The organism is Streptomyces luteolifulvus (assembly GCF_008806595.1).
GTDB lineage: Bacteria > Actinomycetota > Actinomycetes > Streptomycetales > Streptomycetaceae > Streptomyces > Streptomyces luteolifulvus.
On sequence record NZ_VZRB01000002.1, the window covers coordinates 20,505 to 46,211 of the forward strand.

The following is a 25,707-nucleotide window of genomic DNA, read 5'->3' on the forward strand; positions in this document are numbered from 1 at the left end:
AGGAGGAGGATGCCGTGAAGACCCGGACCGTCGGCGAGGTGATGACCCGCGAGGTCGTCCAGGCACAGCGGGCGACACCGTTCAAGGAGGTGGTCCGGCTGCTGGACCGGCACCGGATCAGCGGGCTGCCGGTCGTCGACCACGACGACAAGGTGCTCGGGGTGGTCTCCGGGAGCGATCTGATGCGCGGACACGCGGCACGCGCCACCACGGCGGCGGAGCTGATGTCGACGCCCGCGATCACCATCCACCCGGAACAGGACGTCGCGGACGCCGCGCGGATGATGGAGCGTCATGCCATCGAGCGGCTGCCCGTGGTGGACGAGGAGGACCGTCTCATCGGCATCGCCACCCGCCGTGACCTGCTGCGGATCTTTCTCCGTACGGACGAGGAGATCCGCCGGCAGGTGATCGACGACATCCTCACCGGCGTGCTGCGCCTGCCGCCGGGCGCGGTCTTCGTGTCCGTGCGGGACGGCATGGTCACGCTGGACGGCCGGGTGGAGCTGCGCAGCGACATCCCGCTGGCGGTCCGGTCGACATGGCAGGTGGAGGCGGTCATCGGTGTGGTCAACAGTCTGACGTTCCGCGTCGACGACATCTCACCGGCCGGGCACGTCTCCTCGGCCGGAGGGAGGAGCTGAACCATGATCACCGTACTTGTGGCGGCGTTCCTGATCGTGCACGGGCTGCTGCACCCCGGCGTCTGGACGGCACCGCAGCAGCCCGGCAACCCGGCCGCGTTCGACCCGGGACACTCCTGGGCGCTGGCCGCGGCCCATGTCGCCCCCGCGCCGGCCAGGGCCTGGGCGCTGGCGCTCGCCTGGTACACGGCTCTCGTCTACGGCGTCGCCGGCGCCGGAGTGCTGGCGGGCAGCGGCTGGTGGCCCACCGCGGCGCTGGTGGCCGCGGCCTGCGGGCTCCTCCTCAAGGGGGTCTGGTTCGACCCGTGGCTCAGCGTGGGCGTGCTGCTGGACGTGGGCGTGATCGTCGCCGTGGCCTGCACCTGGCCGGGCTCAGTGTTCTGAGCGCGCCGCGAGCTGAGCCCGCCGCGTCACACGCCGGTGCGTTCCCAGCCGCGGCGCGGTGGCCGTGCGCCGAGACGGGTGTCGCGGCTGCGGTAGACGATGTACGGGCGGGTCAGATAACCCAGCGGCGCGGTGAGCATGTGGACGAGGCGGGTGAAGGGCCAGAACGCGAACAGCAGCAGGGCGCTGATCGCGTGGAGCTGGAACAGCACCGGGGACTCGCTCATGAGGTCGGGGTCGGGCTGGAAGTAGAAGATGGAGCGGAACCAGGGGGAGATGGTCTCGCGGTAGTTGTAGCCGCCGCCGACGATGTTCGCGGCGACGGTGGCGGCCAGGCCGAGGCCGATGGTCACCGTCAGGGAGACGTACATGGCCTTGTCGTTGCGGGTGGTGGCCGAGAAGACCGGGCCGACGGTGCGGCGCCGGTAGATGAGGATGGCCAGCCCGCCGACGGTGGCGATGCCCGCGATCGTGCCGAGGACGACGGCGGACACATGGTAGGCGTCCTCGCTGATCCCGGCCGCCTCGGTCCAGCTCTCCGGGATGAGCAGGCCGCCGATGTGGCCGAGGAGCACCACGAGGATGCCGAAGTGGAACAGCGGGCTGCCGATACGCAGCAGCCGCCGTTCGTACAGCTGGGAGGAGCGGGTGGTCCAGCCGAACTTGTCGTAGCGGTAGCGCCAGACATGGCCGAGGACGAAGACCGCGAGCACGACGTACGGCAGGACGACCCACAGCAGGATGGCTCCGGTGCCGGTCTCGTCGGCGGCCAGCAGGGTTGTCATCGGGGGCCTCCGGGCGACGGTTCGGGCATGAAGGAGGAGGGGGTGAAGGGGGCGAGGCCGACCTGTTCCTCGGGCGGTCCCTCGGCGGCGAGGCGCATCACGGCCTCGCGCTCGTCGCCGGCCAGGGCGGGCAGGGTGGCGGAGACGGACTCCAGGACCGCGGCCCAGGGCGAGTCGGTGTCGCTGAGGGCCAGCCGCAGCAGTTCCAGGCCCGCGCGGTGTTCGGTGAGCAGGCGCGCACCGGCGGCCGGGTCGGTGGCGGCGAACTCGAGGACGACGGCGAGGTGGTCGGGCAGTTCGTCGTCGCCGAGGCGCCAGCCGGCCCTGGCGTAGGTCTGCTTGAGCCGCAGCAGGGCGACGCCCCGTTTCCTGGTGTCGCCGTGCGCGTAGTACGTCAGGTAGGGGCAGCAGCGTTTGCGGTGGTCGAAGGTGGCGACGTAGTCGGCGGCCAGCTCCGGCAGCGGGGTGCGGCCGGCGTGTTCGGCGAAGCGCTGCAGGGGGCGGGCGACCGCCTTCGGCTGGCCGGCGGCGACCCGCAGGGCGAGGGCGAGATGCTCCGGGAGCCGTTCGTCGGGGTAGGCCAGCAGCAGGGACTGGGTCTGCCAGGCCAGGGCGTCACGGGCGTGGCCGGTGCTCCGCCTCATGATCCGGCGCCCTTCTCCTCGTCCTCCCCCGGTGGGAAGAGGCCGGGCGGCCGCCCCTTGCCGTCCCAGTTGAGGAGGTTGACGCGGGTGGCCTTGTCGGTGGGGGTGGCGGGTGTGTCGGAGGTCTGCCGGTCCCGCAGGGCGCGGTAGTTCTCCACGGCGATCGGCGCGGCGCCGCCCGAAGTCTCGCCGAACGGGCCGGAGCCGCCCATGCCGGGGCCGCCCTCGTAGTCCAGGGCGCACTCGGTGGCCAGTTCCTCCAGCTCGTGGGCCTGTTCGGCGTGCGCGGGCGGGATCACGTACCGCTCGTCGTACTTGGCCAGCGCCAGCAGCCGGTACATGTCGTAGAGCTGCTCGCCGGTCATGCCGACGGTCCGGGGGATGGTGTCGTTCGGCTCGCGGCCGAGGTTGATGTCGCGCATGTACGCGCGCATGGCGGCCAGCCGGTGCAGTACCGCGTCGACGGGGACCGGGTCCCCGGCGGTGAAGAGCTGGGCGAGATAGTCGACGGGGATGCGCAGGGCGTCGACGGCGGCGAAGAGGTTGCGGTGGTCCTCGGCGTCCTGACCGGTGTCGCGTACGGCGTCGACCACCGGGGACAGCGGGGGGATGTACCAGACCATGGGCAGGGTGCGGTACTCCGGGTGCAGCGGCAGGGCGACCTTGTAGGTGTTGATCAGGGCGTGGATCGGGGAGCGCTGGGCGGCCTCGATCCAGTCCCTGGGGATGTCCGCCCGCTCCGCCGCGGCGACGACCTCCGGATCGTACGGGTCGAGGAACACCTTCCGCTGGGCCTCGTACAGGCCGGTCTCGTCCGGGGTGGAGGCGGCTTCGAGGACGCGGTCGGCGTCGTAGAGCACGAGGCCGATGTAGCGCAGCCGGCCGACGCAGGTCTCCGAGCAGACGGTGGGCAGGCCGACCTCGACGCGGGGGAAGCAGAAGGTGCACTTCTCCGCCTTGCCGGTGCGGTGGTTGAAGTAGACCTTCTTGTACGGGCATCCGGTCACGCACATCCGCCAGCCGCGGCAGCGGTCCTGGTCGACGAGGACGATGCCGTCCTCGGCGCGCTTGTAGATCGCGCCCGACGGGCAGGAGGCCGCGCAGGACGGGTTGAGGCAGTGCTCGCAGATCCGCGGCAGATAGAACATGAAGGTCTGCTCGAACTCGAGCTTGATCTTCTCGGAGACCTGATTGAGGAGGACGTCCTTGTCCCCGTGGTCGGAGGAGCCGCCGAGGCTGTCGTCCCAGTTCGCCGACCAGGCGATCTTCATGTCCTTGCCGCTGATCAGGGACTTGGGGCGGGCGACGGGGGTGTGCTCCTGGAGCGGGGCGTTGGTCAGGGTCTCGTAGTCGTACGTCCAGGGCTCGTAGTAGTCGTCGATGGACGGCAGTACGGGGTTGGAGAAGATCGTGATCAGCTTCTTGAACCGCCCGCCGGCCTTGAGCGCGAGGCGTCCGCGCTTGTTGAGTTCCCAGCCGCCCCGCCAGGTGTCCTGGTCCTCGTAGCGGCGGGGGTAGCCCTGGCCGGGCCGGGTCTCGACGTTGTTGAACCACACGTACTCGACGCCGGTGCGGTTGGTCCACGCCTGTTTGCAGGTGACCGAGCAGGTGTGGCAGCCGATGCACTTGTCGAGGTTCATCACCATCGCCATCTGGGCCATCACGCGTCCGATGGCCGCTTCACCGCGGGGCATCAGTACGTCACCTCCTGGTTGCTGCGGCGGCGGATCACCGTCACCTCGTCGCGCTGGTTGCCGGTCGGGCCCAGGTAGTTGAAGGCGAACGACAGCTGGGCGTAGCCGCCGATGAGGTGGCTGGGTTTGATCAGCAGACGGGTCAGGGAGTTGTGGATGCCGCCGCGCCGGCCCGAGGTCTCGGTGCGGGGCACGTCGATCAGCCGGTCCTGGGCGTGGTGCATGTAGACGGTGCCCTCCGGCATGCGGTGCGAGACGATCGCGCGGGCGGCGACCACGCCGTTGCGGTTGACCGCCTCGACCCAGTCGTTGTCGTGGACGCCGATCTTCGCCGCGTCCTGGGTGCTCATCCAGATCGTCGGGCCGCCCCGGGACAGCGACAGCATGAACAGGTTGTCCTGGTACTCGGAGTGGATGGACCACTTGTTGTGCGGGGTCAAGTACCGGACCGTCACGCCGAGTTCGCCGGTCTCTCCGATCCGGGGCTCGTCGAACAGGGCGGTCATGTTCAACGGGGGCCGGTAGACGGGCAGTTGTTCGCCGAGGGCGGTCATCCAGTCGTGGTCGAGGTAGAAGTGCTGGCGGCCGGTGAGCGTGTGCCAGGGCTTGAGGCGCTCGACGTTGACGGTGAACGGGGAGTAGCGGCGTCCGCCGGTCTCCGAGCCGGACCACTCCGGGGAGGTGATGACGGGGACCGGCGCGGCCTGGGTGTCGGCGAAGGTGATCTGTTTGCCCTCGTGCTCGGCCGCGAGGTCCGCGAGGCGGGTGCCGGTGCGGGCTTCGAGGGTGTGGAAGCCCTGCGTGGCGAGGTGTCCGTTGGTGGTGCCGGACAGGGCGAGGATCGCCTCGCAGGCGTGCACGTCCCGGGCGAGCAACGGCCGCCCTTCGGCCGCTCCGCCGCGCACGGTGCCGTTCTTGTGCCGCAGGTATTCCAGCTCGCGGTCGACCTTGAAGGTGATGCCCTTGGTGGTCGCGCCCAGGGTGTCCAGCAGCGGGCCGAGGGCGGCCATCTTGTCGGCGACGGCGCCGTAGTCGCGCTCCACCGTCACCAGTTTCGGCATGGTGCGACCGGGGACCGGCTCGCACTCCCCCGCCTTCCAGTCGCGCACCGTGCCGTGCGGGTTGGCCAGTTCGTCGGGGGTGTCGTGGAGCAGCGGGGCGGCGACGACGTCCGTGCGGACGCCCAGGCGGCCGGCGGCCTGGCGGCTGAACTCCTTGGCGAGCGTGTGGAAGGCGTCCCAGTCGGTGCGGGTCTGCCAGGGCGGGGCGATCGCCGGGTTGAAGGCGTGCACGAAGGGGTGCATGTCCGTGCTGGACAGGTCGTGTTTCTCGTACCAGGTGGCGGCGGGCAGCACGACGTCGGAGTAGACGGTCGTGCTGGTCATCCGGAAGTCCAGGGTCAGCAGCAGGTCGAGCTTGCCGGCCGGGGCCTCCTCGCGCCACGCCACGTCCCGCGGCCTGGCCTCGGGCGGTGCCTCCTCGGCGCGGACGGAGGAGTCGGTGCCGAGCAGGTGCTTGAGGAAGTACTCGTTGCCCTTCGCCGACGAGCCCAGCAGATTGGCCCGCCACACGGTCAGCACGCGCGGGAAGTTCTCGGGGGCGTCCGGGTCCTCGCCGGCGAACCGCAGCCGCCCCGCCTTGAGTTCGTCCACGATGTGCTCGGCGGCCGGGCGGCCCGCGGCGTCGGCCTCGTCGGCGAGGTCGAGCGGGTTGCGGTCGAAGGTCGGGTAGGAGGGCATCCAGCCCATCCGCGCCGAGGCGGCGATGACGTCCGCGGTGCTCTTCCCGGCGAACGGTCCGCCCGCTCCGGCCGCCGCGAGGGTGTCGGCCGAGAAGGGGTCGTAGCGGAACTGGTCGCTGTGCAGGTACCAGTACGCGGTCTGGATCATCAGCCGGGGCGGCCGGTTCCAGTCGGCGGCGGTCGCGATCGCCGAGTAGCCCGTGATCGGGCGGACCTTCTCCTGGCCTACGTAGTGCCCCCAGCCGCCGCCGTTGACGCCCTGGCAGCCGGTGAGCGTGGTCAGGGTGAGGAAGGCCCGGTAGATGGTGTCGGAGTGGAACCAGTGGTTGGTGCCCGCCCCCATGAGAATCATCGAACGCCCGCGGGACTCCTCGGCGTTGGCCGCGAACTCCCGGGCGATCCGGGCCGCCCGGTCGGCGTCCACCCCGGTGATCGCCGCCTGCCAGGCGGGCGTGTACGGCTCGTCCGCGTCCTCGTACGACGCGGGCCACCGGCCGGGCAGGCCGTCCCGGCCCACTCCGTACTGGGCGAGCAGCAGGTCGTACACCGTGGTCACCAGGCGCCCGGCGACCCGGCGCACGGGGACGCCGCGGCTGAGCCGGTCCGCGGTGCCGTCGGGGGCGTCGAAGCGGGGCAGCCCCACGGCGACCGGCGCCTCGTCGCCGCCCTCGGCGGACAGCAACGGGTCGGTGTCGCCGAGGTCGAGGTTCCACTTCCCGGCGCCGGACGCGCCGTAGCGGTCGCCGAGCGTGCCGTTCGGCACGACCGGCCGCCCGGTGGCCGAATCCAGCAGGACCGTACGGAACTGAGCGTGCTCGGCCGACGCCTGCTCGCCACCGAGGTCTGCGGCGGTCAGGAACTTGCCGGGTGCGTACGTGCCGGGCTCGCGCTCCTCCAGGGTGACCAGGAAGGGCAGGTCGGTGTAGCGCTTGACGTAGTCGGTGAAGTACGGCCTGGGCCGGTCGACGAAGAACTCCTTGAGGATCACGTGCCCCATCGCCATGGCGAGGGCGCCGTCGGTGCCTGGCTGGGCCGCGAGCCACTCGTCGGCGAACTTCACGTTGTCCGCGTAGTCCGGGGAGACCGCCACGACCTTCTGGCCCCGGTAGCGGGCCTCGGCCATCCAGTGCGCGTCCGGGGTGCGGGTCACCGGCAGATTGGAGCCCCACATGATCAGATAGCCGGCGTCCCACCAGTCGCCCGACTCGGGTACGTCGGTCTGGTCGCCGAACACCTGGGGGGAGGCCACCGGCAGGTCGGCGTACCAGTCGTAGAACGAGAGCATCACCCCGCCGAGCAGGGAGTAGAAGCGGGCGCCCGCCGCGTGCGAGACCATCGACATCGCGGGGATCGGCGAGAACCCGGCCAGCCGGTCCGGCCCGTACTTCTCGATGGTGTGCACATGCGCGGCGGCGACCAGCTCCACGGCCTCGTCCCAGCTCGCCCGCACCAGGCCGCCCTTGCCGCGCGAGGCCTTGTAGCGGCGGGCGCGCTCCGGGTCGGAGACGATGTCCGCCCAGGCCGCCACCGGGTCGCCCAGGCGGGCCTTCGCCTCCCGGTACATCTGCAGCAGCACACCGCGCACGTACGGGTAGCGGACCCGGGTCGGCGAGTAGGTGTACCAGGAGAACGCCGCCCCTCGCGGGCAGCCGCGCGGTTCGTACTCGGGACGGTCCGGGCCGACCGAGGGATAGTCGGTCTGCTGGGACTCCCAGGTGATGATGCCGTCCTTGACGTACACCTTCCACGAGCACGAGCCGGTGCAGTTCACCCCGTGGGTGGAGCGCACCACCTTGTCGTGCGACCAGCGGTCCCGGTAGAACTCGTCCGCCTGGCGTCCGCCGGTCCTGTGCAGGGTGCGAAGGTCCTCGGAGACCTCCGCCCGGGTGAAGAACCGGCGGCTGCGCACCAGCGCCTGCGCGAGTTCGCCGTCCATACCTGTCCCGGCCCGTTCCGGGCTGGTCTCCGTGCTCACCGTTCCACTCCGCCCCCGGGCGTGCGGGCCCGTCGAGTCGTGATCGGTTTCGGCCGAATTCGACTCTACGACCGGTGTCCTGAGGATCGTCAACAGCAACACCACAATCGGCGGGCTCCCGCGAGGCGCGGCAGGCGCCGCGCCGGAGCCTGTGGCGGGGCGTGCCGGGTCAGGATGTCGTCCGGCGGGCGAGCGCGTGCCGTACGCCCGTGCAGGTGAAGACCAGCGCCGCCGCGGCGACCACGGCAAGCAGCACCAGGCCGAGCGCGTAGGAGCCGTACGCGCCGTACAGCGAGCCCATGACCAGCGGCGGGACGAAGCCGCCGAGTCCGCCCGCGGCGCCGACGACACCGGTGACCGAGCCGACCTTGTTCGCCGGGGCCAGCAGGGCCACCAGGGCGAAGGTCGCGCCGCTGCCCGCGCCGAGCGCGGCGGCCATCGCGAGGAACGCGATCGTGCCCACGGGTGCCAGGGACGGGGTCGGCGACTGCACCAGCGCTCCGGCCACGACCACCGCCAGAGCACCGGCCAGCACCCGTACCGGGCCCACACGGTCCGACAGCCAGCCGCCCACCGGGCGCATCGCGACCGCGAGCAGCACGAACCCGGCCATCCGGTTGGCGGCGTCGGCCTGGGTGAGGCCGTAGGCGGTCCTGAGGTAGGTCGGCAGGTAGACGGAGAAGGCGACGTAGCCGCCGAAGGCCACCGCGTAGAGCGCGGACGCCTGCCAGGTGACGCCCAGGCGCAGGGTCGCGGCCAGGCGGCGGGTCAGCGGCTCGGTGGGCACCGTACGGCCGGGCGCGTCACGCAGCACCAAGGCGGCCACGACGGCGTAGACCGCGAGCACCGCCGCGGTGATCACGAAGGGGGTGGACATGCTGCCCGCGTCGACCAGCTTCACGGTGGTCAGGGCGCTGATCGCGGTGCCGCCCATGCCCATGCCGAAGACACCGATCGCCAGACCCCGCCGCTCGGGCGGGAACCAGGCGCTGACGAACGGCACGCCGACGGCGAACGCGGTACCGCCGATTCCGAGGAAGAACCCGCCGACCAGCAGCGCGGCGAGCGAGTCGTGCCCGGCGAGACCCAGGTAGAGCACCGGCACGATGGTGGCCGCCGACACGATCGGGAACATCACCCGTCCGCCGAAGCGGTCGGTCAGCGCGCCTACCGGGATCCGGCCCAGGGAGCCGACCACGACGGGCACCGCCACGAGCAGCGACTGCTCGAAAGAGGTCAGATCGAGGTTTTCCTTGAACCGCGGGCCGAGCGGGCTCAGCAGCGCCCACGCCCAGAAGTTCACGGCGAAACCGACGGTGGCCAGCGCCAGCATCAGCCAGGCCCGGCCGGGCACGGGAGCACCCGGTGCGGGACTCTCGCTCTTCGACGGCTGGACCATGCTGCCCGTTCCCTTCCCTCTCACCCGTCCCAGTGTCTCTGTGTGCCACTGACCGCGCCTGGGCACACCGAACAGGGCCGACCGGCCCTATGCCCTTCCTCCGTCCTGGGTGACGATGGACCGATGTCCCAGAACAACGCCTTTCGCGCACTCGACCGTCAGGAGTGCCTGCGCCTGCTGGCCAAGGTGCCGGTCGGCCGTGTCGTGTACACGCGGCAGGCGCTGCCCGCGGTGCTCCCGGTCAACTTCTCCCTCGACATGGACGCGTCCGTCCTGCTGCGCACCTCGGCCGGCTCGGACCTCGTGCGCGCCGTCGACGGTGTCGTGGTCGCCTTCGAGGCCGACGAGATCCATGCGGCCACCGAGTCCGGCTGGAGCGTCGTCGTCACCGGACGGGCCCAGGTGATCACCGATCCCGTCGAGCACGAGCGCCTGTCACGGACCGGTCCGCGGTCCTGGATGCCCGTGCGGGACGCGGTCTTCATCCGGATCGAGGCCGAGATGGTCACCGGACGCGAGATCACGGGCACCCCCGGCCAGGGGTGAACGGCGGCACGGACGCACGCGGTGTGCGCCCGCCCTCGGGGCCGTAGCCGAACCGGATCAGCAACTGCGGGTGGCACCGCGGCCTGGTGCCGGCCATCGCGGCCCGCAGGTCCGGCCACTCCATCGCCTGGTGCAGCATCGAGGTGCGCACCCGGTGCGCCGTCGCCGTCAGCAGCACGCGCTCAAGGGCCTGGCCGGCCCGCAGCCAGTCCTCGCGGTTGTCCCACGACGTCCACAACAGGGCCACCTGCGCATGCCGTTCGAAGCGCAGCGCGGGCAGGCGCGGCACGGGCAGCGGCCCGGCGAAGTCCCGCATCGGCATCCGCCCGGACACGTCCCGGGGCCCCAGTGCTGCCACGGGAATGCCGTAGGGGGCGGCCTTCCCCGGGCCCGTGACCCAGATGCGTGCCTCGCCCGCGCGTTCGGGATGGCCGGCGGTGCGGGCCTCGGCCGCCTGGGTCAGGCGCAGCAGACGCCGGGTCCCGAGGATGTCGGGAACGAACAGATGCGCGCCCTCGGTGCGGGCGGCGGCGACCATCTCCGACACGATGGGCTCCGGTACCGGGCGTCCGGTGAAGGGCATACGGCTGGTGTGGCGGCGTGCGACCGCCTCGTACAGGCCGCTCAGGGACGGCGGCCCGCCCGCGGCGAGCACACCGAGGCGGACCGTGGCCAGCAGGTCGGGGTCGTCCACGGCGGGGAACAGCCGTACGGCCGGATTCCAGCCCAGATACGCCGCGGCCACACGGAGGTTGAAGACGGCCGCGCCCACCGACACATGCTGCGCACGCCGGTCCGGATCGGCCGTCGGCAGCGCGCGCCGGCGGTCGGCGCGAACCTCGATCGTCCGGCGATCCGGGTCGAGGCCGAAGCGCCAGGGCTGGGTGTTGTGGATCGAAGGCGCCGCCACGGCCGCGGACAGCAGGGTCTCCACGGCGGTGACGTCGACGGCACGGCTCTGCATGACGGCTCCTTCGCGCGACGTTCCCCTCGTACGGCCACCCTGCGCCGCCGTCCCCCTTCGGGGGAGGGTTGACCGGCCCCTCATGGCGGCCCGTACGTCACCCAGGGGCGGGCCACTCGGCCCTGCTTCCGCGCCGCCACGGCTGACACGGTGTCAATGGGCCGCATCGGGCGCCCCATCGACCACTTTGGAGGTCCAGTCATGGCCCGTACCGTGACCGTCGCCGTGGACGGCTCGCCCGAAAGCCTGGCCGCGGCGGACTGGGCCGCGCGGGAGGCGGAACTGCGGGGCCTCCCCCTGCATCTGGTGCATGCGTGGGACTGGCAGCCCTACACCCTGCCGGTGCCCGACGACGCGGCGCACCGGCACTGGGGCGGGCGCGTGCTGAGGCAGGCGGCCGAGCGGCTGCAGGACCCCCATCCGGACCTGGACGTCACCTCGGAGCAGATCCCGCAGCCGCCCGTGACGGCGCTGCTGACGGCCGCCACGGACGCCGAGCCGCTGGTCATCGGGTCCCGGGGTCTGGGCACCGCCGTCGGTTTCCTGGTCGGCTCGGTCGGGCTGGCGCTCCTCGCGCGGACCGAGCGGCCCGTCGTCCTCGTCCGTTCCGGGGTGCGCGTCGAGGACGAGCACCAGCCGGACGCGGACGGCCGCCCGTCGGACGCGACACCGTACCGGGACGTCGTCCTGGGCCTGGACCACGAGCACCCCGACGACACGGTCATCGCGTTCGCGTTCGAGGCCGCGTCCCGTCGTGCGGCGCGGCTGCGCGTGGTGCACGGCTGGAGCCTGCCGCCCTACGTCGCCCAGGGCCTCGCTCCCGGCCAGGCACCCGACGAGAACCTGGCCCGCCGGGAGGCGAGCGCCGTCGAGGGGATCCTGGCGCCCTGGCGCGAGAAGTTTCCCGGCGTCGAGGTCGTCGAGCAGACCGCGATCGGCAACGCGGGCGACCATCTGGTCGACACGGCCCGAGAGGCGTCGCTGGTCGTCGTCGGCCGCCGCATCCGCCACACACCGCTGGGGCCGCGCATCGGCCCGGTCACCCACGCGGTACTCCACCACGCAACGGCACCGGTCGCGGTGATACCGCACCACTGAGACCACGCGGGGGCCGCCGGCCCTCGAGGCGTCGCCGGCGCACCCGTCGCGGGGGTGCCGCAACCCCCGACAGGACACCGGGCAGCAGCGCAGGGCGACCGGCCCGCAAGGTGTCGCTGAGGCACCGGTCGCGGTGGCACCGCACCACAGAGAGCACGCCAGGGCCGCGGGGTGTCGACGGCGCACCCGTCGCGGGGGTGCCGCAACCGCTGAGAAGCGCCGGGCAGCTGCACCGGGCGACATCCGTGAGGCCTCGATCCCGAGGGTGCCGAGGGGCCGTGCTACGCGACGTCCAGGACGTCGCTCACCGGGCGGCGTGGTGTTGCCGGGCCGTGGGGGCCGTAGCCCAGGCGCAGCACCATCTGGACGTGGCTCATCGCGGAGCGCGGGTCCCGGGCCAGGCGGCGCAGGTCGGGCCACTCCAGGGCGTGCGACGTCAGGGACGTGGCCAGGCCGCCCAGTGTGGCCAGGAGCAGCACCCGTTCCATGGCCTGGCCGGCGGTGAGCCAGTCCCGTAGGCGGTCCTGCGCGGTCCCCAGCAGGGCGAGGTGCGGGTGCCGTTCGAAGGCCGCCGAACCCCGGCCGGCCACCACGCTGCGGCCGGCGAAGTCCCGTACCGGCGCATCGCCCTGCCGCACCCGGGGACCGAAGGCGTACTCGGGAACACCCTCCGTCGCCGTGTCCGCGTCTTCTCCGAGGCGTGTCCAGCGGGCCATGTCCTCCTGGCGGGCGATGTCCACAGCGTCGCGGCCCTCGGCGTCATGCACCAGTTCCTGCAACTCCCCCATGTGCCAGGCGGAGGGGAAGAGCAGCTGGGCGCCTTCCAGACGCGCGGCTTCGACCAGGGAGGCCCTCAGGTCCTCGGGGATCTCGGTGTCCTCGAACGGCCACCGGCTGGTGTGCCGTCGGCGGATCGCCGGATACAGCCGGGCCAGGGCGTCGGAGCCGGCCTCGGCGGGCTCGGTGAGGCGGACGTCGGCGAGCAGCGTCGGGTCGGCGGCGTCGGGCAGCAGCCGGACGTCCGGCTGCCGGCCCCCGTGGACCGCCGCGACACGGAGGTTGAGCAGTGCCGCACCGCACCCCAGATGCAACGCCCGGTTGTCGGGGTCGGTTCCGGGCATGCCGCGCTCCAGGTCGGCACGGAGCTGGACGGTCCCGCTGTCGCTCAGGAACAGGAAGCGCCAGGGCTGTGCGTTGTGCATCGACGGAGCCGTGGTCGCGTCGGCGACCAGCGCCGTGACGGACGTGAGGTCGAGCGGTGGCACCGGCATGGAACTGAAACCTCCGAAGGGACGGGGACGACAACGGCGGGGCGCGCAACGGCCCCGGTCACACGGCGATCCGCCGCCCGGTGAGGACGACGGGATCGATACGCAGCCACAGGTCGCGTTCCCCTCCGGCCCACGGCGAGCTGTACGCATGCTCCTCGAGAAGGCGCACGGCGTCGGGGTCGGTCACGGCCCGGGCGCGCCCGCGCAGCAGCACGCTCCAGCCCTGACTGAGGGTGTCGTCGACCCGGTCGACCTCGAAGGCGACCTGGCAGTCGAGCGCCTGGGACGGTGTCGCGCCGGGCGCGGTCCTGAAGACGACCGCCCCGTCGACGACGCTGTAGTTGACGGGGACGACGACCGGACCGGAGGCGGTCGACACCGCCAGCCGTCCCACGCCGTGCGACGCCAGCAGCGCCCGGCACTCCCGCACACCGAGCTCGGTGAACCGGGGATGCCGGCCCGCCCGCCCCTGCCCGGGCGGCAGATCGGCGTCACCGCCGGCGAGCGCCGTCACCGTGGTCTCCAGGGCTCCCGCCAGCCTGCGCAGCACGCTCGCGTCCGGCGCGGCGGAGGGATGCTCCTCCAGGTGCCGCAGATAGCTGGGGGCCATGCCGGCCCGGGCGGCCGTCTCCCGACGGGTCAGGCCGAGGTCCGTGCGCCGCTGGGCGAGCCGGCGTCCGAGGTCGCCCAGCGGCGGCCCATCGGAGGTGTTCGGCCCGTTCGGGGGTGCCGGTTCGTTCATGGCACCTCGCTCCCTTCGTCAGCCGCTCCTACGGCTGATGCTCCGTCAGTCGCCCGCACGGATACGGCCGTCAGGCCGCCCGCACGGCCACGACATCGTGCTGCGGCCCGCCGAGCACCACCTTGAGCGCGCCGGTGTCGGCGGCCCGGGCGAAGACGTCGTACGCCTCCTCCATGTGCTCCAGTGGGAGGACATGGGTGACCAGCGCCGAGGTGGGCAGCCGGCCGGCCGCGGCCATCCGCAGCAGTGTGGGGGTGGAGTAGGTGTCGACGAGGCCGGTGGTGATGGTCACGTTCTTGATCCACAGGTCTTCGAGGTGCAGGGTCGCGGGCCGGCCGTGGACGCCGACATTGGCCACGTGCCCGCCGGGCCGCACCATGCGCGTGCACATCTCGAAGCTCTCCGGCACGCCGACCGCTTCGACGACCACGTCTGCGCCCAGCCCGTCGGTGAGGTCGGCGATCAGTTGCTCGGGCTCCTCGCGGGCGTCGGCCACCGCGTCGGCGCCGAGCCGCTTGGCCGCCTCCAGCCGCGGGGCGGCGAGGTCGACGGCGACGATCCGCTCGGGCGCGAACAGGTGGGCCGTCGCGATGGCCGCGAGCCCGATGGGACCGGCGCCGACGACGGCGACGGTGTCCCCGGGCCGCACCCGCCCGTTGAGCACGCCCACCTCGTAGGCGGTGGGGAAGATGTCCGCCAGCAGTACGGCGTCCTTGCTCTCCACCGCGCCGGGCAGCACGTACACGGACAGGTCGGCGTGGGGCACACGGACGTATTCGGCCTGTGTGCCGTCGATCAGATGGCCGAGGATCCAGCCCCCGCCGCCGCGGCACTGGCCGTACGCCCTCTCGCGGCAGTAGTGGCAGCGGCCGCAGGCGGTGATGCAGGAGACCAGCACCCGGTCGCCGGGCCGTACGGTGCGCACGTCCGCGCCGATCTCGACGATCTCGCCGACCGCCTCGTGCCCCAGCACAGTGCCGGAGCGCACCTCGGGCACATCGCCCTTCAGGATGTGCAGGTCGGTTCCGCAGATGGTGACGGCGTCGACGCGCACGATGGCGTCGGTGGCGTCCTGGATGCCGGGGTCCGGAACGTCCTCCCAGGCGGACTGCCCGGGACCGTGGAAGACGTAGCCCTTCATGACGACGCTCACCCTTCCTGCCGGGATTGCCCCCAGGTTCCAGCTTGTCCCCAGCCGCCGGGTTCCGCATGGGCCGGTCGGCCCTCAAGGGCCACTGCCCGGCCCCTGCCCCGTCCCTTCCCCCGGCTGTCACGCTGTGTGAGTGCCATGATGAGAGGGAGGTGCTGAACGATGGACGCCAGGCGGACCCGGAAGAGGCTGTGGCGGTGGCGGAAGAACCCGCTGCGGCGGCGCGACGATGTCGTCGAGGCCTGGGTCCTGGTCGGCACCTGGGCGGCCGTCGTGGTGGGAGGCACGCTCACCGGTGTGGTCACGGCGCACGCCGCCGACGGGGTGTTCGAGGCACAGCGCGCCGAGCGGCACGCCGTCCGGGCCGTGCTCGTCACCGACGCCCGGCGGCCCACCGCGGCGGTCGAGGGGACGGGAGGCCAGGTGGTGGGGAAGGTCCGGTGGACGGACGCCGACGGTGCCTCCCACACCCGCAGGACACTGGTGGACCCCGGGCAGAAGGCGGGATCGAGGATCACCGTCTGGACGGACAGCCGGGGCGAGCTCGCCGCCGAGCCGCCGAGTGCCACGGAGGCGGCCATGGAGGCGGCCCTGCTCGGCGCCGCCGCCGCGGGCGCCTGCTCCGGCCTGGTCGTGGGCGCGGGAGCCGTCGCGCGGTGGCGGCTCGACCGGCGGCGTCTCGACCGGTGGGGCAGGGAGTGGGACCTCGTCGGTCCCGAGTGGGGCCACAAGACAGGCTGACGCCGCGAGCTCCTCGCACTCGCGGCGGCAGTCGGATGCCTGATCCCGGTCCAGTCAGCTCACCTCCTTTCCGGTTCCTCCTGAACGTCGGCGGCGACACGGGCCGCCCACTCCTCGATCGCGGTGAAGTCGCGGAAGTCCCCGCCCTTTCCATTGCGGACGATCATCCTCGCGACCCACCCCTTCGCGCCCTCTTCGAGGCAGCCCCCGAAGGTGACGTGCTCCCTGACACCGAGCCGTGCCATGGCCTTCTTCACACCGGGCACGGGCGGGATGTCCCGCTCCGACGCCGTGGCGTCGAGCGGTCCGCTGCTGAAGAACCACAGCGGGCGCCGGGCCAGTTCGCGGCCCTGGCGGCGGACGAACCGGCGGGCGTCCTTGTGCCAGCGGCCCGCATACAGTCCACCGCCGACCACGACGGCGTCGTACGACTCCACGCTCGCCACCGTTCCGGCGGGCCGCGCCTCGGCGGTGAGCCCCGCCTTGCGCAGCACCTCGGTCACGGCCTCGGCGATCTGCGCGGTCGAGCCGTTCGTTGTCCCATAGGCGACCAACACGCTGCCGGGCATGGCGGTCCGCCTCCTCTCACATTCTGCGCAGCCAGTCGTCGGCGACGCCGTGCAGAGCCGGCTCGTCGGGCCGCAGGTGCGAGTCGTCCAGCCGGTAGCTGAGCTTGTCGACCACGGCGACCACACCGTCGATCTGACGCGTCATGGAAACGGCGATGGCCGTCTCGCTCTTGCGCTCCATGGGGCCGCTGAGCGTGACCACGCCCTCCGTCACGGAGACCTCCACCGTGCTGGGCACCAGCCACAGTGCCCGCACCAGCACCTCGTCGATCACCTCCCGGCGGATCCGCTCGTCGGGCCGCAGGAAGACCTGGAGGAGATCGCGCCGGGTGACGATGCCGACGAGGCGCCCGGTCTCGTCCAGCACGGGCAGACGCTCCACCTGCCGCCGGGCCATGACGCGGGCGGCCTCGACGATGGTCTCTTCGGCGCGCACGGTGATGGGCGGCTCGGTCATCAACTGCCCCGCGGTGCGGGCGGTGGCCTTCGCGGCCTTCCTGCGGGCACCACGCGTCAGTCCGGCGAAGCGGAAGCGGCGCTCGGGCTCGTAGGGGTCCGGGGTCGCGGCCTGCCGGGCGATCAGATCCGTCTGGGAGATGACGCCGATGACCTTCTCGTCCTCGTCGACCACGGGCAGTCCGGAGATGTTGTGCTCGGAGAGCAGCCGCGTGACCTCCTTGAACGGGGTGCCGTACGCGGCGCGGACGACGTCCTTCGTCATCACGGAGCCGACCTTGTTGTGCTTCATGACCGTTCCTCCCCTCTCGACACTTCGATCCTCCAGCGGATCGAAGGGAGTTCCCATGGGCTGTCCGGGTGCGGGTGGGGGGCCGGTCGGCCCTGCGTCGTGCCTGAACGGCCCCGCGGTCACGGGCCTTGGGTCAGCGCAGGTCGAGACCGGGCCGGACGAGCGTCCCCGATCTGCCGTGGACGATGTCGTACGCCGCGTCGAGGGCACCGATCGCGGCCAGTCCCCCGGTGCGCTCGACGAACCGGGCGGCGGCCTCCGTCTTGGGCCCCATCGAGCCCTCGGGGAAGCCGCCGCGGCGCAGCTGGGCGGGCGTGGCGTCGAGGAGGGGCTCCTGGTACGGGGTGCCGTAGTGGGCGTAGACGTTCGGGACGTCGGTGAGGATCAGCAGGAAGTCGGCCTTGATGTCCTCGGCGAGCAGAGCCGCGGTGAGGTCCTTGTCGACGACCGCCTCCGCTCCGTGCAGGGCGCCGGTGTCCTCGTCGGTGGTGACCGGCACCCCTCCCCCGCCCGCGCAGACGACCAGTACGCCGAGGGCGAGCAGGTCCTGGATGGTCTCGGTCTCCACGATCTCCTCGGGCGACGGGGAGGCGACGACCCGGCGCCAGCCGGTCGTGTCCTGCGCGATGTGCCAGCCGCGCCGTCGCGCGAGCGAGCGGGCCACGTCCCGTGGATACACCTGCCCGACGAATTTCGTCGGCCGGGCGAAGGCCGGGTCGTCGCGCCGTACGACGGTGTGGGTGACCAGCGCCGCGACCCTGCGCCCGGGCAGGGCGTCGTGCAGGGCCCGCACCAGCAGCGATCCGATCATGCCCTCGGTCTGGGCGCCGAGCAGGTCCAGCGGATACGGGGCGGACAGGACCGGGTCGGACGCGCTCTCCATGGCGAGCAGGCCGATCTGCGGGCCGTTGCCGTGGGTGATGACGACCTCGTGGTCCTGGGAGAGGGCGGCGACGGCGGTGGCCACCCGGTCGATGTTCGCCTGCTGCACGGCCGCGTCGGGGCGCTCGCCGCGGCGCAGCAGGGCGTTGCCGCCGAGGGCGATGACGATGCGCACGGTTCAGTCCTCCAGGGTGGCGACGAGTACGGCCTTGATGGTGTGCAGCCGGTTCTCCGCCTGGTCGAAGACGACGGAGGCGGGCGAGCGGAAGACCTCGTCGGTGACCTCCAGACCGTCGATGCCGTAGGTGTCGAGCAGGTCCCTGCCGAGACGGGTGCCGTGGTCGTGCAGCGCCGGCAGACAGTGCATGAACTTGACGCCGGGGTTGCCGGTGAGCGCGAGCGTCTTGGCGTTGACCTGGTAGGGAAGCAGCAGTTCGATGCGTTCCCGCCAGGTGTCGGCGGGCTCGCCCATGGACACCCAGACGTCGGTGTGCAGGAAGTCGGCGCCGCGAATGGCGGGCACGAGGTCCTCGGTGAGGGTGATCCGTGCCCCGCTGCGCTCGGCGAGCGCCCGGCAGGCGGCGACCAGCCCGGGCTCGGGCCACAGCCGGGCGGGCGCGGCGATGCGTACGTCCATGCCGAGCAGGGCGCCCATCGAGAGCAGGGAGTTGCCCATGTTGTTGCGGGCGTCGCCGAGATAGCAGTAGCTGATCTCGGTGAGCGGCTTGCGGCTGTGCTCCCGCATGGTGAGGACGTCGCACAGGCTCTGTGTGGGGTGCGCGGCGTCGGTCAGCCCGTTGTAGACGGGGACCCCGGAGTGGGCGGCGAGTTCGGAAACGATGGACTGGGCGGAGCCGCGGTACTCGATGGCGTCGAACATGCGGCCGAGGACGCGGGCCGTGTCGGCGACGGACTCCTTGGCGCCGATGTGGGCGTCGCCGGGGCCGAGGTAGGTGGTCGCGGCACCCTGGTCGGCGGCGGCGGCCTCGAAGGCGCACCGGGTGCGGGTGGAGGTCTTCTCGAAGATCAGCGCGAGATGCCTGCCGGTCAGCCGGGGCTGTTCGGTGCCGGCGCGCCTGGCCGCCTTGAGGTCGGCGGCCAGGTCGAGCAGATGGTGTATCTCGGCGGCGGTGAAGTCGAGTTCGCTCAGGTAGGAGCGGCCTCGGAGATCGACGGTCATGGTGGGTCCCCCCTTGCCGGGTCAGTCGGCGGCGTCACGTTCGATGGGGCAGCTCATGCAGCGCGGGCCGCCGCGGCCGCGGCCGAGTTCCGCTCCGGCGACGGTGACGACCTCGATGCCCTGCTTGCGGAGATAGGTGTTGGTGGTGGTGTTGCGCTCGTAGCCGACGACGACGCCGGGGGCGAGCGCGAGGAAGTTGCTGCCGTCGTCCCACTGCTCGCGCTCGGCGCCCCGGACGTCCTGGGGCGCGGACAGCATCCGCACCTTGTCCAGGTCGAGCGTCTCGGCGAGGGCGGTCGCCAGATCGGAGTTCGCGGTGACGTCGAAGCCGGTGTCGTACGCGTCGGTGGCGGTGAGCGTCCATGAGCGCATGGAGTCCGCGAGCCCCGGATAGATGACGAAGGCGTCCCGGTCGACCATGGTCAGGACGGTGTCGAGATGCATGTAGGCACGCAGGGCGGGCAGCTGGATCGCGATCAGCCGGCGGGCCGTGCCGGAGGCGAAGAGCCGGGCGGCCAGGTTCTCCACGCCCTGGGCGGTGGTCCGCTCTCCCATGCCGACCATGACGGCGCCGTTGCCGAGGACATGGACGTCGCCGCCTTCCAGGGTGCCCACCGGCCCGCCGAGGATCGGCTCGGGTGCGGCGCCGGCGAACATCGGGTGGAACCGGTAGATGGCCTCGGCGTGCAGGCTCTCGCGGCGCCGGGCGGGCTTGGCCATCGGGTTGACCGACAGCCGGTCGTACATCCAGCAGGAATTGTCGCGCGGGAAGAGGTGGTTGGGCAGCGGGGGGAGGGCGAAGTCGTCGGCGTCCAGCGCGTTCCACACCAGGCTGTGCGGGGCGGTGAGCGGCAGATCGCTCTTCAGCAGGCCACCGATCAGGTACCCGGCGAGGGTCTCACCGTCCAGGTCGGCGCACAGCTCACGGACGGGGTCCACGAGAGCCGGCCCGACGGTGGCGGTGCTGACGACCCGGTCCAGCAGCCAGACACGGGCCTCGGGAACCTCCAGTGTCTGCGCCAGCAGGTCGGCGAAGTAGTGCACCCGGGCGCCGTGGTCCCTGAGGACCTGAGCAAAGGCGTCGTGCTCCTCCCGGGCGCGTTTGGCCCACAGGATGTCGTCGAAGAGCAGGGCATCGACGTTGCGGGGCGTGAGCCGAGAGAGCTCGAGCCCGGGCCGGTGCAGGATGACCTGCCGGAGCCGGCCTACTTCGGAGTCGACGTGAAAGTTGGTCATGGTGGCTTCCTCGATGGTCTGGCGGGGGTTGGTTGATGGGTGGCGGCGGTTTGTTGGTGGCAGCGCGTTGTTGGTGGCGGCGGGGCGTGAGGTCGGTGGCGGGTCATCAGGTCGGTGACGGTTGATCGCCACGTGGGTGGTGGCGGGGCCAAGTCGCTGGCGGCGGGCGTCCGGACGGTGGCCGGTCGTGAGACCGGTGGTGGTTGATGGCCCCGTGGGTGGTGGCGGGGCCACGTCGCCGGTGGCCGGTCGTCAGGTCGGTCGCGGGTTGTCAGGTCCGTGTGGCGGGTTGTCAGGTCGGTGGCGGATATGGGTGGCGGCGGAACCCCATCGGTTGCGGCGGGTCACGTAGGTGGCGGCTCGCCGCCGTCGTCGGCGGCGGGTCATTCACGTCGGTGATGGCCAGCTATCACCTCGGCTGGGGCTCGTCCCCACATCGGTGGCGGCTTCGTCATCACCTCGGTGGTGGCTCGCCCCCACATCGGTGCGGCTCGCCCCCACATCGGTGCGGCTCGTCGCCACCTCGGTGCGGCTCGTCGTCCCGTTTGTCGTGGCGGGACGCCGGTCCGGCGGGGCGTCACCCCAGTCGCGGCGGGAGCCCTGCGCAGTCGCAGCGCGGGCGCCCCACCAGCCGCGGTAGGGCCCATCACGCGTCCGCGGCACGGGCCCTGCACCACAGGCACGGGCCCTGCACCACACCCGGCAGAGCCGACCCGCAGCCGCGACACGCGCCCCACACCCCACCCGGCAGAGCGGACCCGCATCCGCGACACGGACCCGTCACTGCACCGGGCGGAGCCGACCCCCGCACCGCACCCGGCGGAGCCGGCCCGCACCCGGCGGAGCCGACCGCCCCACCACACCCGGCGGAGCCGACCCACAGCCGCGGCACGCACCCCCGCCACACCCTGCGGAGCAACCCGCACCCGGTGGAGCCGGCCCTCACCCCTACGTGTGATGACGAAGGGTCATCAGCCGGAAGTCCACACCGTGTCCCGTACGCGGCCTGGGCACCGCCCGCCTGGCCGGCGGCGGCATCTCCGGAGCCTGCGGGTCGGGGACCGCGGCCTCGGCCTCGGGCCGCGGTGACCGGGGCTCGACGAACTCGCCGTACTCCCCGCCCTCACGCTTCAGCCACACATACACCGGCAGGCCGAGCAGCAGCACGAACAGCCCGTAGTAGACGGTCTGGTACCCGCTGCCCTGGATCGACCAGTACGAGAAGACCATCGCGAGCACGGCCACCGTGACATCCCGGACCAGCCGCCGCGGCGCAAGGCTCTCCCGGCCGCGCACGAGCAGCCAGTACAGCTGGGCGGCGGCGGAGAACAGATAGGGGATGACAGCGGTCAGCACGCTCAGCAGCACGATCTTGGTGAAGACGTCCTCGAACCGTGTGTAGCTGAAGACCGTGATCAGCGAGGCCAGCACGGTCGAGGCGATGATGCCGAACGCGGGAACGCCGTTCTGACCGCGCAGCTTGGCGAACGCCGCGGGGAAGAGTCCGTCGCGCGCGGCGGCGTACGGCATCTCCGCACAGAGCATGGTCCAGCCGTTGAGGGCGCCGAGGCCGGAGACGATGGCCGCCACGGCGACGGCGTCGCCCGCCCAGGTCCCGCCGAAGATGTTGTTCGCCGCGTCGGTGAACGGCGCCGTGGACGCGCCGAGGTCGCCGTGCGAGACCGTGCCGAAGACCGCGAGGGTGCCCAGCAGATAGATGACGGCGCAGGCGAGGGTGCCGTACACGGTGGCCCGCGGCACGTTGCGCCCCGGCTCGCGGACCCGGCCGGCGACGACGGAGGCGGCCTCCAGGCCGAGGTAGCTGAACAGGGCGATGGCCGCGGCTGCCGAGATCGCGCCCAGCGCGGACTGACCGCTCGCGTTGAAGGAGCCGAAGTTGTCCGGGTCGATGAACAGCAGTCCGACGGTGGCCATGAAGACCAGCGGTACGAACTTCAGCACCGTCGTGATCACCTGGAACGCGCCGGAGTTGCGCACCCCGGAGAGGTTGATCGCGGCGGGGATCCACAGCCCGACGAGCGCGATCAGCACCGAGATCCCGGTCTTGTGCCCGGTGTTGACGAACACCTCGACATAGCCGACCCACGCCACCACGATCGCGGCGTTCCCGGCCCACGCGGTGATCCAGTACGACCAGGCGTTGAGGAACCCGGCGAACTCGCCGAAGGCCTCGCGGGCGTACACGTACGGACCGCCGCTCGCCGGAATCCGCTTCGCCAGCGACCCGTAGGTCAGCGCCAGCGCCAGCGCGCCGAGTGTGACGGCGACGAAGGCGACGAGCGCGATCGGCCCGTAGGGCGCGAGCGCGGACGGGAGGGCGAAGACTCCCGTGCCGATGATGCTGCCGATCACGAGGGCGGACGCGGCCGGTAGGCCGAGTGCCGCTTCGGGAGCCGGCCCTGCACCGCCCCCAGTTGTCTTGGACATGACCGTACTCCTTGTGCGGGTCTCGCGGGCGGTGGCCTGCGGAGGGGGACCCGGCATCCGATCCTCGTGGAGGCCGACCGTCACGGTGAGCGGCCACAGGTCCCCCAGCGGACCCATTGGTCCCGTGCCGGATGCCCGGTCGGCCCCTGTCCCACGCCGGTGGCATGGGGTGTGCTCGAAGTGAGGCCGGGTCGCGGCCGTCGGTCGGCCGCCACCGGTCGCAGGACGGCACGCGATGGGGGTGACGGAACATGAGCACGGCGATCTCCGTTTCGGGCCTGGTGAAGGAGTTCGGCCCGGCGCGGGCCCTGGACCGGCTCGACCTGAGGGTCCGGGCGGGCGAGGTGCACGGCTTCCTGGGGCCGAACGGCGCCGGCAAGACGACCACCATCCGGATCCTGCTGGGACTGCTGCGCCCTGACGGCGGCTCGGTGAGCCTCCTGGGCGGGGACCCGTGGCGGGACGCCGTCGCCCTGCACCGCCGTCTGGCCTATGTGCCGGGCGAGGTGAACCTGTGGCCGAACCTCACCGGGGGCGAGGTGATCGACCTGCTCGGCGCCCTGCGCGGCGGCCTCGACACCGGGCGCCGTGCCGTGCTGCTGGAGCGGTTCCAGCTGGACCCGGGCAAGAAGTGCCGCGCCTACTCCAAGGGCAACCGGCAGAAGGTCGCGCTGGTGGCCGCCCTCGCGTCCGACGTCGAGCTGTATCTCCTGGACGAACCGAGCTCCGGCCTCGACCCGCTGATGGAGGCCGTCTTCCAGGACGTCGTGCGGGAACTGCGGGAGGCCGGCCGCACGGTGCTGCTGTCCAGCCACATCCTGGCCGAGGTGGAGGCGTTGTGCGACCGCGTGACCATCATCCGGGCCGGCCGCACCGCCGAGTCGGGAACCTTCGGCGAACTGCGCCATCTGTCCCGTACGACCGTCGAGGTCGAGACCCGCAAACCCGTCGGCCCCCTGGAACTGCCCGGGACACACGACGTCAGCGTGGCCGGCAACCGGGCCCGGTTCAGCGTCGAACCGGACCGGCTGAACGGAGTGCTGCGCCACTTGGTGGAGTTCGACATCCGGACGCTGACCAGTGCCCCGCCCACGCTCGAAGAGATCTTCCTGCGTCACTACGACGCCGCAGCCGTCGGCGACGGCGACAGGGCGACGGCGACAAGCCGGGAGGTGCGCCATGAGCACGCTGACCGGCACCCGTGAACTCGCGCGGCTCGCGCTCCGGCGCGACCGCGTCGCCCTCCCCGTCTGGATCCTCGGCCTCTCCGCCCTGATGGCCTCCTTCGCCGCGATGACCGTCGCGGCCCTGAGGACCGAGCAGGATGTCATCGACGAAACGGAGTTCATGGCGGGCAACCCGGCCCTGCGCATGCTCGGCCTGGCCTCGGGTCCCACGGTCGGCGGCTACGCGATGATCCGCAGCTTTGCCACGCTGGCGATCCTGGCCGCGTTGATGAGCGTCTTCGCCGTGGTACGGCACACCCGGCGCAGCGAGGCGACCGGGCGCGCCGAACTGGTCGGCGCGGCCGTGGTGGGGCGGTTCGGCACTCTGGCTGCGGCCGTGCTGGTCACGGTCTGCGCCGACGTGCTGCTCGCGGTCTTCCTGGGCCTGGGGATGACGGCGGCCGGGCTGCCCGCAGCCGGCTCGTTCACCGCCGGGGCCGCGATCGCCGCCGTGGGCCTGGTCTTCACGGGCGTCGCCGCGGTCACCGCTCAGCTCTCGTCGAGTTCCCGCGGCGCGAACGGACTCGCCGCGGCGGCCCTCGGGCTCTCCTTCCTGTTCAGCGGAGCCGGCAACCTGCTCGGCAGCGTGGACGGCAGCGGACTGCGCGTGGTCAGCGCCTGGCCGTCGTGGCTGTCGCCGATCGGGTGGGGACAGCAGATGAGGCCGTTCGGCGGTGACCAGTGGTGGCCGCTCGCCCCGTCCGTGGCAGCGTTCGTCGCCCTCCTGGGCGTCGCGGGCGCGCTCGCGGGGCGGCGGGACTTCGGACGGGGCCTGATCCGGGAGCGGCGCGGTCCGGCGCATGCCCGGCCGGGGCTGCTCGGTCCGCTGGGTCTGATACGGCGCCTGCAGCGGGGCGCGGTGCGCGGGTGGGCGGTCGGAATCCTCGCGTTCGGCCTGGTCTTCGGCGCCGTGAGCAGCTCGGTCGAGGACCTTGGGGGCTCGGCCCGTGAGTGGTACCGGCGCATGGGCGGCACGGACGAGATCGTCGACGCCTACCTCACCTCGCTCGTGTCGATGGCGGGCATGGCCGTCGCCGTCTGCACGGTCCAGCTCCTGCTGCGGCTGCGTGCCGAAGAGACCGAGGGCCCGCTGGAGTCCGTGCTCGCCACGGCGGTGGGCAGGCGGCGCTGGACGCTGGGCCAGGTGCTCACGACCTGGCTCACGGCGGCCGTACTGCTCCTGCTCTTCGCGCTGAGCACGGGGCTGGCGGCCGGTCAGGTGCTGGGCGACACCCCCGGCCGCCTCGGGGCCCTGGCCGGGGCCGTCCTGGCCCAGCTTCCGGGGATCATGGTCGTCAGCGGCTGTGTGGTGGCGGCCGTGGGACTGCTGCCGCGGTGGGCGGTGCCCGTCTCCTGGTCGGTGCTCCTCGCCTCGGTCCTGCTGGGTCCCCTGTTCGGCCCCACCCTCGACGCACCGCAGTGGGCACAGAACCTGTCGGCGTTCACGCACGTGGCCAAGGCACCGGCGACCGCGATCACGGCCGCTCCGCTCACCGCCCTGACCGCGGTCTCCCTGCTCCTCGTCGCACTGGGCACGGTGTCGTTCCGGCACCGGGACCTCGCCCTGCCGGCGTGAGAGCCACAACGAAAGAGCGCAGCGAAAGAGCGCTACGAGCACATCGGCCGAAGGAGGCGGCAGC

The 25,707-nt window shown here is 72.3% G+C and carries 22 protein-coding genes; 7 read left to right on the forward strand and 15 right to left on the reverse strand.

Annotated features, from left to right (window positions below; translation table 11 throughout):
- Positions 1–14 precede the first annotated feature (14 nt).
- Both F7R91_RS02515 and F7R91_RS02520 read left to right on the forward strand, forming a co-directional pair.
- A complete protein-coding gene (locus F7R91_RS02515) occupies positions 15–644 on the forward strand; it encodes a CBS domain-containing protein (protein WP_225320502.1) in 630 nt (209 codons plus the stop codon).
- 3 nt (positions 645–647) lie between these two features.
- Positions 648–1,028, forward strand: coding sequence for a hypothetical protein (locus tag F7R91_RS02520; RefSeq protein WP_150943996.1), 381 nt, complete (start codon positions 648–650; stop codon positions 1,026–1,028).
- A 26-nt stretch (positions 1,029–1,054) separates the two neighbouring features.
- On the opposite strand, the gene narI is transcribed toward F7R91_RS02520, so the two are convergent.
- The 5 genes from narI to F7R91_RS02545 all read right to left on the reverse strand — a co-directional run bounded on the left by narI (position 1,055) and on the right by F7R91_RS02545 (position 9,266).
- Positions 1,055–1,813: a respiratory nitrate reductase subunit gamma gene (narI, locus tag F7R91_RS02525; RefSeq protein WP_150943997.1), complete on the reverse strand. Its 759-nt coding sequence runs from the start codon at positions 1,811–1,813 to the stop codon at positions 1,055–1,057.
- Positions 1,810–2,457, reverse strand: a complete 648-nt coding sequence (narJ, locus tag F7R91_RS02530) for a nitrate reductase molybdenum cofactor assembly chaperone (protein ID WP_150943998.1) — start codon at positions 2,455–2,457, stop codon at positions 1,810–1,812. The genes narI and narJ overlap by 4 nt, the downstream gene beginning before the upstream one ends.
- Positions 2,454–4,151 carry a nitrate reductase subunit beta gene (gene narH, locus F7R91_RS02535; RefSeq protein WP_150943999.1) on the reverse strand — a complete coding sequence of 566 codons (1,698 nt, stop codon included), beginning with the start codon at positions 4,149–4,151 and terminating at the stop codon, positions 2,454–2,456. The genes narJ and narH overlap by 4 nt, the downstream gene beginning before the upstream one ends.
- The gene (locus F7R91_RS02540; protein WP_150944787.1) at positions 4,151–7,828 is read right to left on the reverse strand and encodes a nitrate reductase subunit alpha; all 3,678 of its coding nucleotides are present in this window, start codon (positions 7,826–7,828) and stop codon (positions 4,151–4,153) included. The genes narH and F7R91_RS02540 overlap by 1 nt, the downstream gene beginning before the upstream one ends.
- A gap of 208 nt (positions 7,829–8,036) precedes the next feature.
- The gene (locus F7R91_RS02545; RefSeq protein WP_150944000.1) at positions 8,037–9,266 is read right to left on the reverse strand and encodes an MFS transporter; all 1,230 of its coding nucleotides are present in this window, start codon (positions 9,264–9,266) and stop codon (positions 8,037–8,039) included.
- 123 nt (positions 9,267–9,389) lie between these two features.
- Between F7R91_RS02545 and F7R91_RS02550 the strand changes: the two genes are divergently transcribed.
- Positions 9,390–9,812 (forward strand): pyridoxamine 5'-phosphate oxidase family protein, encoded by a 423-nt coding sequence (locus F7R91_RS02550; protein ID WP_150944001.1) that lies wholly within the window; start codon positions 9,390–9,392, stop codon positions 9,810–9,812.
- Here F7R91_RS02550 and F7R91_RS02555 read toward each other — a convergent pair.
- Positions 9,787–10,776 carry an Acg family FMN-binding oxidoreductase gene (locus tag F7R91_RS02555; protein ID WP_150944002.1) on the reverse strand — a complete coding sequence of 330 codons (990 nt, stop codon included), beginning with the start codon at positions 10,774–10,776 and terminating at the stop codon, positions 9,787–9,789. The genes F7R91_RS02550 and F7R91_RS02555 overlap by 26 nt on opposite strands.
- Before the next feature lie 201 nt (positions 10,777–10,977).
- Between F7R91_RS02555 and F7R91_RS02560 the strand changes: the two genes are divergently transcribed.
- Positions 10,978–11,874, forward strand: a complete 897-nt coding sequence (locus F7R91_RS02560; RefSeq protein ID WP_150944003.1) for a universal stress protein — start codon at positions 10,978–10,980, stop codon at positions 11,872–11,874.
- Positions 11,875–12,155: 281 nt separating this feature from the next.
- Here F7R91_RS02560 and F7R91_RS02565 read toward each other — a convergent pair whose 3' ends face one another.
- The 3 genes from F7R91_RS02565 to F7R91_RS02575 form a co-directional block, all read right to left on the reverse strand.
- Entirely contained in the window at positions 12,156–13,145 is a 990-nt protein-coding gene (locus F7R91_RS02565) for an Acg family FMN-binding oxidoreductase (RefSeq protein WP_150944005.1), read from the reverse strand.
- Between the two features lie 58 nt (positions 13,146–13,203).
- Positions 13,204–13,887 carry a helix-turn-helix domain-containing protein gene (locus F7R91_RS02570; RefSeq protein WP_150944007.1) on the reverse strand — a complete coding sequence of 228 codons (684 nt, stop codon included), beginning with the start codon at positions 13,885–13,887 and terminating at the stop codon, positions 13,204–13,206.
- Positions 13,888–13,957: 70 nt separating this feature from the next.
- A complete protein-coding gene (locus F7R91_RS02575; RefSeq protein ID WP_150944789.1) occupies positions 13,958–15,028 on the reverse strand; it encodes a zinc-dependent alcohol dehydrogenase family protein in 1,071 nt (356 codons plus the stop codon).
- 171 nt (positions 15,029–15,199) lie between these two features.
- Here F7R91_RS02575 and F7R91_RS02580 point away from each other — a divergent pair, with 171 nt between their 5' ends.
- Positions 15,200–15,778, forward strand: coding sequence for an Rv1733c family protein (locus tag F7R91_RS02580; RefSeq protein ID WP_150944010.1), 579 nt, complete (start codon positions 15,200–15,202; stop codon positions 15,776–15,778).
- Positions 15,779–15,837: 59 nt separating this feature from the next.
- Here the strand turns inward: F7R91_RS02580 and F7R91_RS02585 are convergent, their stop codons facing one another.
- The 6 genes from F7R91_RS02585 to F7R91_RS02605 form a co-directional block, all read right to left on the reverse strand.
- On the reverse strand, positions 15,838–16,347 hold the full coding sequence (locus F7R91_RS02585; protein WP_150944012.1) for a flavodoxin domain-containing protein: 510 nt from the start codon (positions 16,345–16,347) through the stop codon (positions 15,838–15,840).
- A gap of 16 nt (positions 16,348–16,363) precedes the next feature.
- Positions 16,364–17,095, reverse strand: coding sequence for a CBS domain-containing protein (locus tag F7R91_RS02590; RefSeq protein ID WP_150944014.1), 732 nt, complete (start codon positions 17,093–17,095; stop codon positions 16,364–16,366).
- Between the two features lie 133 nt (positions 17,096–17,228).
- Positions 17,229–18,152: a carbamate kinase gene (locus F7R91_RS41805; protein ID WP_161069088.1), complete on the reverse strand. Its 924-nt coding sequence runs from the start codon at positions 18,150–18,152 to the stop codon at positions 17,229–17,231.
- 3 nt (positions 18,153–18,155) lie between these two features.
- Positions 18,156–19,157, reverse strand: a complete 1,002-nt coding sequence (gene argF, locus F7R91_RS41810) for an ornithine carbamoyltransferase (RefSeq protein ID WP_191971317.1) — start codon at positions 19,155–19,157, stop codon at positions 18,156–18,158.
- A 21-nt stretch (positions 19,158–19,178) separates the two neighbouring features.
- The gene (locus tag F7R91_RS02600; RefSeq protein ID WP_150944016.1) at positions 19,179–20,393 is read right to left on the reverse strand and encodes an arginine deiminase; all 1,215 of its coding nucleotides are present in this window, start codon (positions 20,391–20,393) and stop codon (positions 19,179–19,181) included.
- A gap of 948 nt (positions 20,394–21,341) precedes the next feature.
- On the reverse strand, positions 21,342–22,766 hold the full coding sequence (locus F7R91_RS02605; RefSeq protein WP_230989782.1) for an APC family permease: 1,425 nt from the start codon (positions 22,764–22,766) through the stop codon (positions 21,342–21,344).
- A gap of 326 nt (positions 22,767–23,092) precedes the next feature.
- Between F7R91_RS02605 and F7R91_RS02610 the strand changes: the two genes are divergently transcribed.
- Together F7R91_RS02610 and F7R91_RS02615 are read left to right on the forward strand one after the other, a co-directional pair.
- Positions 23,093–24,046 carry an ABC transporter ATP-binding protein gene (locus F7R91_RS02610; protein WP_150944020.1) on the forward strand — a complete coding sequence of 318 codons (954 nt, stop codon included), beginning with the start codon at positions 23,093–23,095 and terminating at the stop codon, positions 24,044–24,046.
- Positions 24,021–25,643 carry an ABC transporter permease gene (locus F7R91_RS02615; protein WP_150944022.1) on the forward strand — a complete coding sequence of 541 codons (1,623 nt, stop codon included), beginning with the start codon at positions 24,021–24,023 and terminating at the stop codon, positions 25,641–25,643. The genes F7R91_RS02610 and F7R91_RS02615 overlap by 26 nt, the downstream gene beginning before the upstream one ends.
- Positions 25,644–25,707 lie beyond the last annotated feature (64 nt).